The 15,950-nt window shown below is 43.8% G+C and carries 15 protein-coding genes; 3 read left to right on the top strand and 12 right to left on the bottom strand.

Going from position 1 to position 15,950, the window contains the following annotated elements:
• Positions 1 to 244 precede the first annotated feature (244 nt).
• Entirely contained in the window at positions 245 to 2,635 is a 2,391-nt protein-coding gene (locus tag BR06_RS19640; RefSeq protein WP_169738224.1) for a sensor histidine kinase, read from the top strand.
• Positions 2,636 to 2,650: 15 nt separating this feature from the next.
• On the opposite strand, the gene amrA is transcribed toward BR06_RS19640, so the two are convergent.
• From amrA to BR06_RS0106045, 4 genes are read right to left on the bottom strand one after another with little or no spacing between them, the layout of a single operon-like run.
• Positions 2,651 to 3,208, bottom strand: coding sequence for an AmmeMemoRadiSam system protein A (amrA, locus tag BR06_RS0106055; RefSeq protein WP_031481298.1), 558 nt, complete (start codon positions 3,206 to 3,208; stop codon positions 2,651 to 2,653).
• 1 nt (position 3,209) lies between these two features.
• Positions 3,210 to 3,452 (bottom strand): cysteine-rich small domain-containing protein, encoded by a 243-nt coding sequence (locus tag BR06_RS20075; RefSeq protein ID WP_084154039.1) that lies wholly within the window; start codon positions 3,450 to 3,452, stop codon positions 3,210 to 3,212.
• A gap of 1 nt (position 3,453) precedes the next feature.
• Positions 3,454 to 5,592, bottom strand: a complete 2,139-nt coding sequence (locus BR06_RS0106050; protein WP_031481296.1) for a SpoIIE family protein phosphatase — start codon at positions 5,590 to 5,592, stop codon at positions 3,454 to 3,456.
• A gap of 16 nt (positions 5,593 to 5,608) precedes the next feature.
• On the bottom strand, positions 5,609 to 5,923 hold the full coding sequence (locus BR06_RS0106045) for a DUF4389 domain-containing protein (RefSeq protein ID WP_031481294.1): 315 nt from the start codon (positions 5,921 to 5,923) through the stop codon (positions 5,609 to 5,611).
• A 244-nt stretch (positions 5,924 to 6,167) separates the two neighbouring features.
• Here BR06_RS0106045 and BR06_RS0106040 point away from each other — a divergent pair, with 244 nt between their 5' ends.
• The gene (locus tag BR06_RS0106040; protein WP_031481292.1) at positions 6,168 to 6,449 is read left to right on the top strand and encodes a hypothetical protein; all 282 of its coding nucleotides are present in this window, start codon (positions 6,168 to 6,170) and stop codon (positions 6,447 to 6,449) included.
• Here BR06_RS0106040 and BR06_RS0106035 read toward each other — a convergent pair whose 3' ends face one another.
• From BR06_RS0106035 to BR06_RS0106000, 8 genes are all read right to left on the bottom strand, one after another.
• Positions 6,450 to 6,851 carry a secondary thiamine-phosphate synthase enzyme YjbQ gene (locus BR06_RS0106035; protein ID WP_031481290.1) on the bottom strand — a complete coding sequence of 134 codons (402 nt, stop codon included), beginning with the start codon at positions 6,849 to 6,851 and terminating at the stop codon, positions 6,450 to 6,452.
• Positions 6,851 to 7,612, bottom strand: a complete 762-nt coding sequence (gene cobM / locus BR06_RS0106030) for a precorrin-4 C(11)-methyltransferase (protein ID WP_031481288.1) — start codon at positions 7,610 to 7,612, stop codon at positions 6,851 to 6,853. The genes BR06_RS0106035 and cobM overlap by 1 nt, the downstream gene beginning before the upstream one ends.
• Before the next feature lie 4 nt (positions 7,613 to 7,616).
• A complete protein-coding gene (locus BR06_RS0106025; protein ID WP_031481286.1) occupies positions 7,617 to 8,837 on the bottom strand; it encodes a bifunctional cobalt-precorrin-7 (C(5))-methyltransferase/cobalt-precorrin-6B (C(15))-methyltransferase in 1,221 nt (406 codons plus the stop codon).
• A 166-nt stretch (positions 8,838 to 9,003) separates the two neighbouring features.
• Positions 9,004 to 10,086: a cobalt-precorrin-5B (C(1))-methyltransferase CbiD gene (gene cbiD, locus BR06_RS0106020; RefSeq protein WP_031481284.1), complete on the bottom strand. Its 1,083-nt coding sequence runs from the start codon at positions 10,084 to 10,086 to the stop codon at positions 9,004 to 9,006.
• A gap of 7 nt (positions 10,087 to 10,093) precedes the next feature.
• Positions 10,094 to 11,281: a DNA polymerase IV gene (dinB, locus tag BR06_RS0106015; RefSeq protein WP_156952665.1), complete on the bottom strand. Its 1,188-nt coding sequence runs from the start codon at positions 11,279 to 11,281 to the stop codon at positions 10,094 to 10,096.
• Positions 11,282 to 11,322: 41 nt separating this feature from the next.
• Positions 11,323 to 12,699 (bottom strand): cobyrinate a,c-diamide synthase, encoded by a 1,377-nt coding sequence (locus tag BR06_RS0106010; protein ID WP_031481280.1) that lies wholly within the window; start codon positions 12,697 to 12,699, stop codon positions 11,323 to 11,325.
• Positions 12,700 to 12,726: 27 nt separating this feature from the next.
• On the bottom strand, positions 12,727 to 13,470 hold the full coding sequence (locus tag BR06_RS0106005; RefSeq protein ID WP_031481278.1) for a tetratricopeptide repeat protein: 744 nt from the start codon (positions 13,468 to 13,470) through the stop codon (positions 12,727 to 12,729).
• A 75-nt stretch (positions 13,471 to 13,545) separates the two neighbouring features.
• Entirely contained in the window at positions 13,546 to 14,301 is a 756-nt protein-coding gene (locus tag BR06_RS0106000; RefSeq protein WP_031481276.1) for an RNA methyltransferase, read from the bottom strand.
• A 293-nt stretch (positions 14,302 to 14,594) separates the two neighbouring features.
• Between BR06_RS0106000 and BR06_RS0105995 the strand changes: the two genes are divergently transcribed.
• A complete protein-coding gene (locus BR06_RS0105995) occupies positions 14,595 to 15,914 on the top strand; it encodes a malic enzyme-like NAD(P)-binding protein (RefSeq protein WP_031481274.1) in 1,320 nt (439 codons plus the stop codon).
• The last annotated feature ends 36 nt before the right edge of the window (positions 15,915 to 15,950 follow it).

Here is a 15,950-nt window from a genome sequence, read left to right as displayed (position 1 = left end):
TGGTAGAAGGGGGCGACTATGTACCTTTTTATCTATCTTATGGCGTGTTAGATGTGTAATAATTGCCACTAGGCTTTTTTTAGGTGATAATCTATTATAATGTTGAATCTTTTTGAAATATATCAATGTGGCTGCTATGTTCGACGTTATTAGGCCACCACGTGCAACTTTAATGTCCGCAGTTAAAGTCACTATTTTGTGTGTGCTTTTTTTGCTGATATTACAAGTGGCAACGTGTTTGGCAATGCCACCCAAAAAAGCATTATTGCTAAATTCGTATAGTTATGACCAAAAATGGACGCGCAGTATCACAGAAGCTGTAAGCAAATCCCTAGACGAAGCCGGCATCAGTCTGGTTGTTGAGTTCATGGATACAAAGCGCCATTCCAACCCAGAGCATTATTCCAATCTTTTGAAGACTTACCAGCGTAAATTTTCCAATACTCAGTTTGATATTGTCCTCACCTCAGACGATAACGCAGTTAACTTCGCTTTAAAAAACCGTGATGTCCTTTTTCCGGGTGTTCCGATTGTTTTTTGCGGAGTGAACAATATAAAACTACCTGAAAGAGACGATTTTGTTAATATTACCGGAGCATTGGAAGTTCCAGGTAGTGTTGATATGATTGAACTTCTGCTGAAACTGCACCCTTCCCTAAAACATCTGTATCTCATTATGGAGTTTACGAGCACGGGCAAAAGTAATTACGAAATAATTAATAAAAACTTACAGAAGTATTCTGATAGGTTCGAATCAACTTGGCTCGCAGGCCTGTCAGAAGATGAACTTGCTAAACAACTGTCCGGACTCGGTGATGATAGCGCTGTAATACTTGTTTCTTTTTTTCCAGACAGAGAAGGGGGGACATTTACCTTTAGTGAAGGAGCTAATTTCGTTAGCAAGGTTTGTGCTAGGCCTGTTTATTCTCTGTGGGATTATTTCCTGGGCGAAGGTATTGTTGGCGGAATGCTAACTTCCGGCAAATATCAAGGGCTTGCTGCTGCAGGTATGGCTCTAAGGATCATGAATGGTGATGCTCTGGAATCAATTCCTGTAATTGCCGATACTGCCAATCATTTTATGTTTGATTATAATCAACTGAACCGGTTCAATATTAAATTAGAAAGCCTTCCTGCCGATAGTGTGATTATTAATCAACCATCAAATATATTACGTAAATATCAGTTGCAACTTACAGCTGCAGGTGCAGTTATTGTATTGCTTGTAGTGATATGTATTGCGCTCGCAGTAAGTGTACGAGCTAGAAGAAAAGCTGAAAAAGATTTGGCAAATAGTAATATCGACCTTGAAGATTTGGTAAAGGTTCGCAATATGGAGCTTGATCTTCTCAGAGAGGCAGAAGCTGCCGCAAGCGGAAGCGAAGCAAGATTTAGAAGCTTGTTCGATTCTTCTCCGCTTTCCCTTTGGGAGGAGGACTTTAGTGGTTTGATTCCCATTTTTAACGAAGTAAAAGAACGTGGCGTGGATGATTTATATACATATTTTAATTCGAATCGCGACGAACTGCTCAGATGTTTGGTCGCATTAAGGATTATTAATGTAAATAAAGCTTCTGTGGAGTTGTTCGGGGCTGAGAGTCAAGAGCATTTAGTTCAGAACTTGCCGAGCACTTTTGCAAAAGAATCGTGGACCTTATTCGCTGGTGCAGTGGCTGCTCTTGCTGGCGGAGCTCAGAGTTATTTTAGCGAAGGCATAATGAGAAGTCTTTCCGGGGAATACATAGATGTTTTGTTTTATGTTCAAGTCGTGATTGGTAATGAGAAGCTGTTGAAAAAGGTGTTGATAACCTGTGTTGATATTACTGAAAAAAAGAAATTAGAAGAAGCAATAGTTCAAACGGAAAAAATGATATCAGTTGGCGGCTTGGCTGCAGGTATGGCGCATGAAGTAAATAACCCGTTAGCCGGTATATTACAAGGGGCGCAGAATTTGCATCGCCGCTTTTCTCCAGATTTGCCAGCCAATATTGAGGCCGCGAAGGCCGCAGGCGTTCCGTTCGAGAAGATTGTAACTTATCTTGAGTCCCGAAATATTTTTAAGACTCTTGACGGGATATCCGCGTCAGGGGAGCGGGCTGCACAGATTGTCCGCAATATGCTTAATTTTAGCAGACAAAGTTCTTCCAGCGCTTGCTCTTGCGATATGAATGAATTGCTCGATACAGCTCTTGAGTTGGCATCAAGTGATTATGATTTGAAAAAGAATTATGATTTCAAGAAAATTGAAATAGTCAAAAAATATGACCCTAAGGCAAAATATTCTTGGTGTGTCCCAAGTGAACTGGAGCAGGTTTTTTTGAATTTATTTAAGAATGCCGCGCAGGCCATGGCTGACATTTCAGACACTAGAGGGGTTCTGACGCTTTCTACAAAAGTGCAGAATAATTATGTTGTTATTGAGGTCGGAGATAATGGTCCCGGACTTGACGAAGAACTGCGCAAACGTGTTTTTGAACCATTCTTCACAACCAAAAGCCCCGAAATGGGTTCGGGGCTAGGGCTTTCGGTTTCTTATTTTATAATAACTCAGAATCATGGTGGATCTTTTTCTGTAGATCCCTGCCCCGGTCAGGGGGCTTGTTTTACCATTAAGCTGCCATTAAAAGATGCTTAAAAAGAGACCTGCTTTTTAAAAGACTACAGCCTCAAACCAGAGGATCGTTGTATCCTCGTCCTGCCAGGCATTTGGAGCCATTCCAGCTTTGACACAAGTCTGAGTCAAAAACTGCTGACGATCCCATTTCCATTCAACAGCCACCTGCGGTAGTAGTAGCCCTGATAAACGTTCTGATTGCATTATCAGGCCGTGTTTACCTATTTCTATCAAGTCTGTATCGGGGCAAACTTCTATTGGGCTTAGAATCGAAATCTCGTAATCTAATTTTTCAAATTCCGTCATAGTAAGCGGACGAAATCTTGAATCGTCAAAAGCCGCCGCACGGGCCATGCTCCAAATAGTTTTGAATAGTGGAGCTGTTCCTTTCAGATGGCCTATGCAACCACGCAGATTGCCTTCTAAATTTAAAGTTACAAATGCACCAAAAACTTCCCTGAGATGATCAGTCGGAGGTATAGGGATATCCCGATCAGTTCCTCCTTTCAGCTCGCTTAAAATACTTAGCTTGACGATATCTTTGAGGTATTCTTTTTCTTCATCGGTGAGTGAGAAGTTGAATTTGTCTGACATATTATTCCGCCCTTTGTTTTTTTAACTTATCAATTATGTAGTCGTACGCTTCTGGACGGTGTGGTAATTTGCAATTCATACAATTTTTGATGTTGTTCTTAATTTCATAGCTGCCTCCGCAATCTTCCATATGGTAGAGTGGGCAAAAGCAGAACAGGCAATTAAAATTCATGTCATTACTAGTTTTATGACATGGGAAGTAACGGCATTGGTAGTTCCGAAAGAAACTATGGCTATTTTCCAAACTAAGCTCCTTTATTCAGATGATTAACCTTGATGATCACAAGGGTTATGTCATCTTCCTGTTCCATTTCTCCTTGAAAATTAACAACGGCATTAATGATTAAGTTTTGAATCTCAGCCGCAGGCTTTTCCGCGCTTTCCATGATGATTTTATCAAGCCTTTTGCGTCCGAACATTTCATCTGTAGTATTGCGTGCTTCCCATATTCCATCTGTTCCAATGAATATTATTTCGCCTGCACTAAGCTCAACTTTAAAGTCAGCATATTCACTTTCATCAAATATTCCGAGGGCCAGCATGGGGTCGCCCATCAATTCGCGCTGCTCGCCTGTTGATGGATTGTAAATGGCTGCTGGATCATGACCTGCCCTGACGTACGTTGCTGTGGAATTATCCGGTGAAATTTCCATACAGAAAAGTGTCATGAACCTGCCCGTGTCGCCTATGTCCAGACAGAGTTGTTTATTCACGTCTGCAATGCGAGAAGGAAGGGATGCGTTGTGTCCTGAAGCATGCTTCAGATGTGCTCGTCCTGTTGCCATAAGCAGTGCCGCAGAAACTCCATGTCCAGTGACATCTCCGAGAAGTATACCAAGCCCTGCACCCGCCGGGGCTTCATAATAATCAAAGTAGTCTCCGCCTGTTTCATCGCATGAAATGCTTATGCCCGAAATATCAAGCCCGTCTATTTCCGGTGAAACATCGGGGAGTAGATTGTTATGAACTTCCTGAGCAAGCTCCATGGATTTAGTGATCCTTAAATGGTCTTGAAGCTTAGGGATCATGGAGTTGAACGCATCGGCGAGGGTTTTGCGCTCATCTGTAGAATCAATTTTCACGTTTACTGAAAGGTCACCTTCAGCAATTTTCTTGGCCGCATTTGTCATGGTAATAAGCGGGGATATGATTTTTTTGCTTCCCAAAAAAGCCACAAGCGAAACTGTAATCAGAATAATAAAGGCTGCAGTTCCGACTGCAATATAGAGATTCCAGCTAAGGTCTAAAATTTGATCGGCTGCTGCGTCCGGGATTTCTGAAATGACACGTTCCGGAACTATAAGAACATAACTGCCACTCCCTCTAAAAGGGGCGTATGCCCAAACTGAGTCAACTCCGTTGTGAGGCAGTCTTGCTACACCAGATTTACCCTTTGATATGTCGTCGATTACCCGAGCCAGTTTTATTTTATTGGAAGAGTCTAGCACTTTGAGATTTTTTGTCGTTTGTGCGCGCCAAGATATAGCTTTCTCTTCGTGTCCGGACTCAGCCCAAATATGAAGTTTTTGTTTGTTATTTACAATTAAGGGGCCGACTACAAAGGCTTGAAGGGCGGATGACCATTGTGATGAAAGATCATTCTGTCGCAGAAGTTCGATAAGTTGAACGTCAATTGCCGCAACACCTAGAATCTTGCCGCCTCTGCCTTTTACAGCTTTTGACAAAGTGAAGATTTGTTGATTGGTGCTGGCATCAATAAATTTTCCCCATATCAGTTGATCGTTTGCAATTGCCTGCGTAAACCAATCTCTTTTTTGTGGATCATAATCCGATGGGTAGCCTGCATGTCCGGGGTAAGCCATGTGCAACCCTGAATTCAATGTAATATAAATGCGGTGCAGAGATGTTCCTGCTTCAGAATAAAATGATTTAAGCTCTGGCTTCAGCTGATATAACCTTGCGATGTTCTGATCTTTTTTAAGGTAGTTTTTACCTTTAGTTATATAAAAAACAGGCTCTTCAAGGCTAATCGACGTGGGAATTCTCTTGCCGGACATTTCAATTTTGAAATAAGGCTCAGATGGCTTAAAGTCAGCAGGTTGCTTGCCTTTTTCCATAAAATCATCTGAGAAAAAAACTTTTGGGAGTCCATTTACCGGGTCATTAAGAACATCTTCTGTTTCCGCAACAATAGCCTTAAGCGCAAATTCGAGTGACACGGATTGTTGCTGTATCATTTTAGCAGAGTCTACGGCTGATTGTTGCATTTCTGCCCGTAGAATATCGATCATGCCAGAACGTAATTTTATGGATTGAGCTTGGCCGAGATTTAGAATCCCCTGTCTACTGATGACGGAAACCACCAGAAGAGGGATTAGGCTGAATGCCAGTAATAAAAAGAATAGTTTTTTTCGTATGCTCATATCGAATACTTGGCGCTTAAGAGAAATCTATGTGGTTAGGAGGATCATTGCGATTTTGACTCTCTGGTAAATCCGAGAAAGGAAAAGGCTTTTTGTTATCGTTCAGGGTCACATACTTTAAAAGCTCAAACGTGTAGAGGCTGAGTCTTAGGCCGAATCTACGAAGGGGTTCTGATGATTTGCCGGCTACAAGCAAGTAGGCATATTGAAAGAGAACAACCGCTTGAAGCAGAAATTTTACTACCGAAAAAGCAATCATGCAAACGATGGTTCTAAGCAATCTTTTGAGGATGTCGATACGATTGTATTTTCCGCCTGCGAAGTGGTCCATGCTCTCTCCTGAATTATTTAATTAAAAAAAAGTTCACAAATAACCCTTAAGGGTGTTATATTAAAAGTAACTTTAGAAGTTTTAACCATTTGCTATGCGTGTGATTGTACCCGCTTTGCGGGCATACAGCAATGAGGGATTGATAATTGCAAAGCTTCTTGTAATAGGATTAATTTGTCGGTTTTCCGTCGTATTCTTACTCTGTTTTGGTATAAGCAAACCCACTTAAGCTAGGGGGTGTGTCGTGAACACCATGCTAATTGAAGAGTTGGTAAGGAGAAAGGCTCAGACTTTCAGAGCCGATGGAGCTTCGGTGTCAGAAGCTCTTGATCGTGCCGAAGATGAGATATTGGTTCGCTATGGAGAAGGTCGCGGACATGGTTCCCGCTTTTGTCTGCGTATGTGTTTGCAAGCCGCAAAAGAACGCGTTGCGCCTGAATGTCTGTGTGATCCGGCAAACGCGGAGGACGACAAAAGGCCACCATTAGATCTTTTTTCACCGTCCGGTGAGTGCTGCAGTTTGTAATTATTCAGCTGAAGGCAGCCACTTTACCCACAAGTTGCGATTTCTGGGGCCATCAAATTCGCAGAAGAATACCTTTTGCCATGTTCCAAGCATGATGTCGCCGTTTTCTACGATAAGCATTTGTTCAGGCCCAAACATACTGGTCTTGATGTGTGAGTCGCTGTTACCTTCCATGTGCTTATAATCACCGGCATGGGGAACCAGCTTGCGTAAATTTACGATAATATCACGAACGACACTCGGATCAGCTCCTTCGTTCACCGTAACCGCGCAGGTAGTGTGCGGAGAATATAAAAGAACCACTCCTGATTTCCATCCATTCTGGCGTATAGTTTTCCGTACCGCACCAGTGATATCGATCATTTCATCTCTGACACTTGTTCTAAGTTCTAGCGTTTCCATTATTTATCCTCACCTTTTCTAAACATATGACTGAATCCAGAATCGTATAGAAGTGATTCGCTATCCGAATTTTTGCCCGGTAAAATCAGAAAAATAGTTTGCCGTTTAAATTCGTTTTCTTCTGCGGTCGCAGCAAGTTTATTTAAAGTAGTTTCAACTGATTTTTCCTCAGGCCAGCCGATACGGTATCCAATGATGATGGGCGTATCCTCACTCATTCCGCCTGCAAGTAGTTCTTTTTGTATTCTGGAAGGATTGCCCGCGGAAAGGTAAATAGCCATAGCACTGCCGTGCGCCGCAAGTTTCTCAAGACTTTCACTTGCCGGAACAGGAGTGCGTCCTTCCATTCTGGTAAGTATAAGAGTTTGCGTGCCGCCTGGAACCGTAAAAGATGCGCTTGAAGCTGCCGCCGCCGCGCACGCAGATGTTACGCCGGGGATCACTTCATATTCAATTGATCTTTCCTTTAATAATCTGGCCTGTTCCTGAATTGCGCCGTACATGGAAGGGTCGCCCGTATGAACGCGTGCTACGACTTCACCTTTTTCAGCATGCTCAGTCATGAGACTATTTGTCTCTTCAAGTGACATTGAAGCGGAATTCTCGATGCGCGCATTTGGTGATGCTTCGGCAATTACCGCCTTTGGTACTAGCGAACCTGCATAGAGAACAAGCCCTGCCTCGCGGATAATGCGCTGTCCTTTGACTGTGATAAGTTCGGGATCGCCCGGTCCAGCTCCAATGAAATATACTTTGCCCATATTGTTATGTCTCCGGCTTGTCAGCCCACATTATTGTGACGGGATTTTGTGCTTTAAAACGGATATCTCCAGCGAGTTTGTCCGAGATATTTGCTTGAAGTTGAATGGCTTGCCACTGCCAGCCTAATTTGTCGAAAGTCTCTTTAGTACGCTGAACGGAACCCATCAGTATGGCGTGAACAACTATTTTTCCGCCAGGTTTTAGGCGCGCTGTTGCCTCCGCAATTGTAGCGCTATCTCGCCCGACACCGCCGCCGATAAAAATACGATCGGGATCGGGCAACGTGGCAAGTGCTTCCGGCATTGTTCCGTGAACAGCTTTAACTGTATAAGCCCCGAATTGGCGAATGTTCTCTTCGATCATTTTCACACGCGCAGAGTCTTTTTCTACCGCAAAAATTTGTGAATTTTCAGCAAGAAATGAAGCTTCAATGGAAACTGAGCCGCAACCAGCTCCAAGATCCCATATGGTCAGCCCCTTACTAAGCCCTAACAGGGCAAGGCCTGCCGCACGGACTGGAAGTTTAGTAATAAGCCCTTTTTGGCGTATGAAATCATCATCATTGCGGCCAATAATTGGGTGTTTTTCACTTGTTCTTTCAGCCGTCAGCAAAACAATATTCAGATCTGAACAAATGCAATCTGTAAAATCTTCTACAGCAGCAGTCTTAAAGATTTCCGACTCAGTACCAAGGTCTGCCATTACAGTCATTGTGTATCCGGTAACTCCTTTTTGGAGAAGAGCCTTAGCTATTACGTAAGGAGAGTTGATTTTGTCGGTATAAACAGCGCAATCCATTCTGCGTTGCAAAGCACTAAATAATGGAAATAAATCTGTCCGGCCGTGCAGAGATAATATTTCGAAATTTTTCCAAGCAAGCCCTAGTCTTGAGGCTGCTAGCTGAACTGTCGATACACAAGGTGTAACGCATATATTCTCAGCGCCAAGATTCCTGATCATGCTCTCTGCAATGCCAAAAAGCAGTGGGTCGCCATCAGCAAGGAGCACAATCTTTTTATCTGCATTGCTAAGCTCCTCAAGTTTTGCCGCAAAGGAGGCCACAGGAGAAAAAAAGGGCAGCAGTTCGCCTTTGAAATCTGGGAATTTGTCTAACAATCTTTTACCACCAGCCAGAACATCGGCATTGGCGATAATATTGCGCGAAGATTCCATAGGCTCAAGGCTACCAGGGTGCAGGCCAATTATTTGTACAGCGTGTTTCATGTCGCCCTTATACAACGGAAGTTAGATATAGAAAAGGCCTCCGGCGGCCAGAGAAAAACTCATATTTTTGGGGGGGGTAAAAAAGACTAAACCGCCAAAAAGTTTTGGGAGTCTTGAACCCTTTTTCCAAAAGGGTTCGAGCCGCCGGAGGCATAAAAACAAAATATTAACGTAAAATATTTCCATCAAAATCAAATAGGCAGTATTTGATCGACATATTGCTTTTGCCTGTAAAACCTAGCGCGTTAATTTGGGCTTTGTTGATTAGCATTTGGGTGAAGTCTGTTTGATGTGTTTTAGGGAGCATTTCAAAGACTTGTCTTGCTGTATTGGCTCCGGCTATTTGGGCTGTGATTGCTTGGTCTATGTTTAGTTCTTCGCACCAACTTGCTAGGAGTGGGAAGTCTATGCTCCAATCTTTGGCGTGAGTGTAGGGGAATCCCATGGCGTGTTTTACCAGCTTGCCGATGAATAATGCCCATCTAATTTTGCGGAACTTTTTAAGCTCAGCTTGCCGCATGGACCAGTTGAAAAAATCAGCGGCCTGAATCATACAGATTGGCTGAGTCTCGGGAAAATGATCTAGATAAAATTTTTCACTTCTGCGGCCCGTGGTGAAGATAACTTCTTCTATCCCAGACGCTCTGGCAACGCCTAGCGCTTGCGCAATGGAGGCTTTCCATGACGCATGGCTGAACGGGCGCACTATCCCTTGTGTTCCTAAAATTGATATCCCGCCCAATATGCCTAGCCGTGAATTCATGGTCTCAAGCGCGATTTCTTCGCCTCGAGGTACTTCTATACGGATCTTTATTATTCCACTTAAGTTTGGGAATATTTGGGAAATCTCTTGCAATGCTCCGGCAATAATCTGTTTGCGCGGCGCAGGGTTAATCGCGGGTTCACCAACTGGAACTGGTAAGCCGGGGAGGGTGACTTTGCCGATCCCTATGCCGCCTGATAGTTCAACACGCAATTCTTCGCCGTTATCGATGTGCTCTACAACCGCGTGAAATTCATGTCCGTGGGTGGCATCAGGATCATCTCCAGCATCTTTTATGATAATAGCGCGGGCAGATGTTTGATCAAGCTCGGTTCTGTGAACGGGAATGGTTAGGCTCCCCTTGACGGGTAGGGGTATCTCTATAGATTCGGGCGATTGTCCGCCGAGAAGTACTCGTAGCGCACTCATTGCGGCTGCGGTTGATGCTGATCCCGTTGTGAAACCTTCGCGAAGATCTTTTTTCATAATAAGCTTACTGCCCTTTAACTTTTGAGGACAGTTTTAGCAGGCTGCCACGAGTGAGCATCGCTGTGCCGAACTTTTCGCGAACTTTGTCAACGGCCTTGTCTAAATCATCAAGCTTTTTGTCATCATCCAAGGTTTCTTCCGTAGTGAGTAGCGAAAGTTGCCGGCTCCGATCTTCAAAGTTTGAAATGCCGATGCCAATTAAACGAATGGGGCCCATATAGCCTTCCGCCTCTAGCAATCTGCAACCTGCTTTATATATGGTGTCGGAGTTGGAAGTCCTTTTAGCTAGGGTTTTACTACGAGTAATTTGCCTAAAGTCTGGAAATTTAACTTTCAGGGTGACAGTGCGCCCTTTCAGTCCTTTTCTGCGGACATCAGCACTGATTCTTTCGGACTGTTTCAGTAACCATGTTTTCAATATTTGCGGATCGCAGACATCATCGCCGAAGGTGTTCTCCGCGCTAGATGATTTCATCTGCCCGCCAACGGCAACAGGGGTCGGATCTATTCCGGCAGCCTTGGCGTGTAGAACAAGCCCCCGCTCGCCAAATCTTTCTTTGAAGAATTCAGGAGAAAAACGGCGCATGTCAGCGGCAAATCTAATGCCGAAAGAATGAAAACGGGGCAGTGCTTTTTTGCCTATACCGGGTATCTTTTCAATGGGCAGAGTCTCTAAAAATGATTCGACTTCATCCTTTTCAATTATTGAGATACCCGCAGGTTTTTTTAAATCTGATGCGATTTTAGCTAGAAATTTAACAGGTGCTATCCCGATGGAGGCCGTTAAACCGACCGTATTAAGGATATCTTTTTTAACGTTCTCAGCCAACTCGAGAGGAGGGCCGAAAAGCCGCTCTGTACCTGTTATGTCGAGGTATGCTTCATCGATTGAAGCTTGTTCAACAACAGGAGAATAATTGCCTAAAACAGCCATCACTTGATTGGAAATGTCTTTATATCTTTCCATTCTTCCGGGAACAAGAATCAAATGCGGACAGAGTTTAAGCGCATGCACAGAGGACATGGCTGAGCGCACCCCAAATTTACGAGCTTCATATGAAGCAGTGCTTAGCACTGAGCGCTTGTGCGGGGATCCTATGGCAATGGGCTTTCCTCGCAATTCGGGATTGTCCATTTGCTCTACGGACGCGAAAAAAGCGTCCATATCAAGGTGCATGATGAATTTTTGCATGAGTTTGCTCAGTTATGAAAAGACGATTCGGTTGAAGATAGTTAGTCTTCTTCCTGCTCGGAAAAGTTGACACATGAATCAACAAAATTTGTCGCAATGTCTGGATTACTGGCAAAGTGGAGGTGAATATAACTGCCCAAAGTATTGCCTTCAGTAATAAAACCTTCAGGGGTAGGCTCACCTTTTTTATTGCTGACCATGTAACATTTTTCAGCTGATTCCGGCATATCTTCAAGAGCTGAGTAGTGAAATTCATGCCCTCTGGCGATAGTTCCTGCCGGCCCCAAGATGCAGTCTTCGGTGAGTTCTATTTCTTTATATCCGAGAGCTTGAAATCTATTTTGCATAATTGAGCGGAAGGGAAAAATACCACACATTGGAAAGACTCTTTCCTTATTTGAAATGGAATCCATAAGATACATGAAACCGCCACACTCAGCGTATATAGGCCTGCCGGATTTAGAGAATTCGGCAATGGCTCTGCGTAGTTTCGTGTTCTGTGCGAGATCAAATGCAGAGAGTTCAGGATAACCTCCGCCAAGGTAAATGCCTGAAATATTTAGCGGCAGTTCCTTATCATTTATGGGGGAAAATGGCACGAGTTCAGCCCCGGCATATCTGAGCATGCGCAGGTTTTCTTCGTAATAAAAAGTGAATGCTTCATCCTGCGCAATTGCGATTCTTGTACGTGGGATCATTGGCAGTTCATCGAAGCGCGGCTCCATAGGGATATCCGGCAATGCTTCGAGGATTGTTTCAAGGTCGAGGTGTTCTTCAACCCAATCGGCAAGAGCCGCGTATTTACCTTCCAAATCTTCTAAGTGTTCAGGAGTAATCAGCCCTAAATGGCGTGATGGTGTTTCGATTTCCGGTCGTCTAGGTAAACAGCCGACCAGAGGAATATCCGTCAGAGAAATTGCTTCGTGCAGAGTTTGTTCGTGATTTTTACTTCCGACCCTGTTGAATATCACTCCGGCAACAGCAGTGTCCGGGTCGAATTCGCTAAAACCTTTAATGAGCGCAGCTGCGGACCGAGCCATAGCGCGTGCATCCACAACAAGAATTACAGGCAGATTTAGAGCCTTTGATAAGTGTGCGGTGGAGCCGGTCTCTTCAAGAGCTGAGTATCCGTCAAAAAGCCCCATAACACCTTCAACAATGGCGGCGTCAGAGCCTTGCGAATGTCTTGAAAATATGTCGCGCAAAGTGTTTTTAGAAAGCATCCAGCCGTCTAAGTTGTGACAGATCTGTCCTGCGGCCCTGGAGTGGTGCCCCGGATCAATAAAGTCCGGACCTACTTTAAATGGCTGAACCCGTAGACCTTTGCGCGCAAAAGCAGCCATCAATCCTAGGGTGACGGAGGTCTTGCCGCATCCGCTGTGCGTGCCTGCAATGATAAAGCCTTTAATAGAGTTCATGTCATCTCTATAAAGGTTTTTGGGGAATCAGCCCAGTTTATTTTTATCAAGATAGGCAATGAATTTCTTTGCTTCTGCAAATTCAGGATTAAGTTCAAGGCATGTCGCCAGCACCTTGCGAGCATTATCGTAATCTTCTGCTTCGAAATAAGCTCTGGCCATATTATATTGGAGGTGCTCGTCATCCGGGCTGAGAGATATTGCTTTTCCATAGTACTCAATAGATTGAGGAATCATTTTTGACTTGCGAAGGTTAATCCCGAAGTCATTAAAGAGGTGTTTGTGTTCTTTCTCAAATGCAGCATCCATGGAAATGAGCCTGGTGAATACGTCATTTGCGCGTTCTGTTTCGCCTCTTTCCATGAAGCAAAGACCAACTCCGAAGTTGCCCCGCACATTGGTTTCGTCAACTTTTACTGCACTGGAATATTCCATTTCAGCGCTGAAAGAATTGCCCTGTTTACGATTTCTGTCTGCGCGCGCAAGGGTTTTCTGAAGATCTTTCATGTTCGGCAAAACCTGCTTGTGGTACATTTCAGGCTCTGGAGTGTAGTCTCTCAGCAGTGTTTCACGGTCTATTTTTTCCGCATTTCCGATAGGAACAAAATTACTGTTGAGAGGGCGAACATCAAATTCGTCTTTACCTGATTGCTCAACAAAATAATATCCAACCTGCGCCACTCTGCGCGTAGTTGTTCCTGTGCCTACTTTGGCAACTTTTTGGCAGGAAAAAACCCCTTTGAGGTCTTGGATTGTACTAGAATCGGTCATTTATAGGCTCCGCGCGTATTCTGAAGTATTGTGCCTTCACGATATCGATATTTTGGTCTGTTGAGAAGGTAGTTTTCACTTCTTTTCCAAATTAATTTCTTTATTTTTTTGAACAACCATTTTTACCTGCCGACAAATTCCCATCAGCAAGTTGAATTCATTTCTTTTAATATCCAGTTTCGCCATGAATCTTTTTACAGGGAGCATCCAGTATTCGGGGTTGTCTTCATTTAAAAAGTCAATCTCAGAAAGTGTTTCCTGCAAGTTTGCAAGTAAAACTTCTTGCTCCTCAAAAGTCGTAGAACGTTCGCCGGGAGGTCCTGCGGGGACAAAAGGATTTTCAAGTGAATGTTTGAAACATTCATAAAGAAGGATCAGGGCAGCCTGTGATAAGTTTAAGGAACTGCTCTCTTCACTCGTAGGTATGTTAATCAGTTGCGAGCAGAGCTTTATTTCATCGTTGGTCAATCCTTTATCTTCAGGACCGAAAACAATGGCGACTTTTTCTCCGGCTCGAAGCTGCTCCACTATGCGCGGGGCGGCTGAGGCCGGGGTTAAAGCTCCTTTTCTCCAGCCTCCGGTGCGGGCTGTTGTGCCGTATATTTTTGTGTGGCCAGCAAGAGCTGTACTGAGGTCCGGGCATATTTTTGCATTATCAACCAGCTCATGAGCTTTCGCGGTAGCAAGCGGCATTGCTTTTTCCATATTCCATATGGGCGGGGTCACTAGTATTAAGCTTGAGCAATCCATGTTTTTCATGGCGCGGGCAGTCGACCCTATATTTTCAGGATATTTGGTGCGAAACAGTACTATACTGAGGTCTTGTAACATTTTATCTCCGCGGAGCTTTGGAGGAACGATTAACTTATTTATATGAATAATTTATATGTAATATTTTCAAATTTGTCTTAATGTCACCAGGTAAGGTGGCTGGGAAGTTAGTAGATTTATCTTTCGGCCCTGTCTACTCTATATGAGGTGGAGTATGATAATTTTGTATGTTAGGAAGAGAAAAATTACAAAATTGCTAAGAAAGCTTGACCAATTGGGCTTGCAGCAATAGGGAAAGGATAGTTTAGTTGATCGGCCAATCATCAGAAACACTTTTATATGGGGGTTGAGGCATGGCTCTTTTCACAAAAGAGGAAGCTCTAAAGTATCATAGTGATGGTAGAAAAGGTAAGTTGGAAGTGATGTCCATCAAACCTTGTAGTTCTCAAAAAGACCTTTCAATGGCATATTCACCAGGTGTAGCAGAAGCTTGTCGCGCGATTCACGCCGACGAAGAATTGTCTTATGAGTACACAGGTAGAGGGAACCTTGTTGCTGTTGTTTCAAACGGCACAGCAGTTCTCGGCCTTGGTAATATCGGTCCTGCTGCAGGTAAGCCTGTTATGGAAGGTAAAGGCGTACTGTTTAAAATTTTCGCAGACGTTGATGTTTATGACCTTAACATTGATGCTACTGATCCAGAAAAAGTTATCGAATTTTGTAAAATGATTGAGCCTACTTTCGGTGGTATTAATCTCGAAGATATTAAAGCTCCTGAGTGTTTCGAAATTGAAAGAAGACTGATGGAAGAAATGAATATTCCTGTTTTCCATGATGATCAGCATGGAACAGCTATTATTTCCACTGCAGGTATCATTAATGCTCTTGAGATTACCGGAAAAAATATTGGCGAAATCAAGATTGTAGTATCAGGTGCTGGCGCCGCTGCGATTGCTTGTTCCGAATTATATGTAACTGTAGGCGTACGCCGTGAAAATATCTTCATGTTTGATTCTCGCGGACTCCTTTTCGAAGGTCGCGCAGGTGTAACTGGCTTTAAAGCTGACTTCGCACAGAAAGAAGATCACGGCTCCCTCGCTGACTGCATGGTCGGCGCAGATATGTTCCTTGGCCTTTCTGTTAAAGACGCAATCAATCAGGATATGGTTAAAACCATGGCTCAGGGCGCAATCATCTTTGCTTGTGCTAATCCTGATCCTGAAATTCCTTACCCAGACGTTAAAGAAGTTCGTCCTGATATCCTCATGGGAACAGGCCGCTCCGATTACCCTAACCAGGTTAACAACGTTCTTTGTTTCCCTTTCATTTTTCGCGGGGCACTCGACTGTCGTGCTACCATCATTAATGCTGAAATGAAATTGGCAGCAGCTCAGGCTCTTGCAGAGCTAGCTAAAGAGCCTGTAGCACAGGATATTTGTGATGCTTTCGGCGTAGATAAACTTGAGTTCGGTATGGATTACATCATCCCGAAACCAACTGATCCTCGTGTACTGACTCGCGTTGCTCCTGCTGTCGTTAAAGCTGCTATGGACACAGGTGTTGCCCGCATTGAGCTCGATCTCGAAAAATACAAAGTTGAACTTGAAGAACGCCTCAAAGCTTCTCAGGCTCGCGGTAACGCTGCTGTAGAATCCTTCAATTACGACTTCTAATATTAGAAGTTCATAGTTGAATTATCAGCATTCTCT

Origin of the sequence: Maridesulfovibrio frigidus DSM 17176 (assembly GCF_000711735.1) — a bacterium.
In the GTDB taxonomy this organism is placed as follows: Bacteria; Desulfobacterota; Desulfovibrionia; order Desulfovibrionales; family Desulfovibrionaceae; genus Maridesulfovibrio; species Maridesulfovibrio frigidus.
This window is presented reverse-complemented; position numbering and strand designations above follow the sequence as displayed.

Coding starts and splice junctions, on each gene's coding strand:
- BR06_RS19640 (WP_169738224.1), top strand. CDS start 245: ATGCCACCCAAAAAAGCATTATTGCTAAATTCGTATAGTTATGACCAA.
- amrA (WP_031481298.1), bottom strand. CDS start 3,208: ATGTCAGACAAATTCAACTTCTCACTCACCGATGAAGAAAAAGAATAC.
- BR06_RS0106050 (WP_031481296.1), bottom strand. CDS start 5,592: ATGAGCATACGAAAAAAACTATTCTTTTTATTACTGGCATTCAGCCTA.
- BR06_RS0106045 (WP_031481294.1), bottom strand. CDS start 5,923: ATGGACCACTTCGCAGGCGGAAAATACAATCGTATCGACATCCTCAAA.
- BR06_RS0106035 (WP_031481290.1), bottom strand. CDS start 6,851: ATGGAAACGCTAGAACTTAGAACAAGTGTCAGAGATGAAATGATCGAT.
- cobM (WP_031481288.1), bottom strand. CDS start 7,612: ATGGGCAAAGTATATTTCATTGGAGCTGGACCGGGCGATCCCGAACTT.
- BR06_RS0106025 (WP_031481286.1), bottom strand. CDS start 8,837: ATGAAACACGCTGTACAAATAATTGGCCTGCACCCTGGTAGCCTTGAG.
- cbiD (WP_031481284.1), bottom strand. CDS start 10,086: ATGAAAAAAGATCTTCGCGAAGGTTTCACAACGGGATCAGCATCAACC.
- dinB (WP_156952665.1), bottom strand. CDS start 11,281: ATGCAAAAATTCATCATGCACCTTGATATGGACGCTTTTTTCGCGTCC.
- BR06_RS0106010 (WP_031481280.1), bottom strand. CDS start 12,699: ATGAACTCTATTAAAGGCTTTATCATTGCAGGCACGCACAGCGGATGC.
- BR06_RS0106005 (WP_031481278.1), bottom strand. CDS start 13,470: ATGACCGATTCTAGTACAATCCAAGACCTCAAAGGGGTTTTTTCCTGC.
- BR06_RS0106000 (WP_031481276.1), bottom strand. CDS start 14,301: ATGTTACAAGACCTCAGTATAGTACTGTTTCGCACCAAATATCCTGAA.
- BR06_RS0105995 (WP_031481274.1), top strand. CDS start 14,595: ATGGCTCTTTTCACAAAAGAGGAAGCTCTAAAGTATCATAGTGATGGT.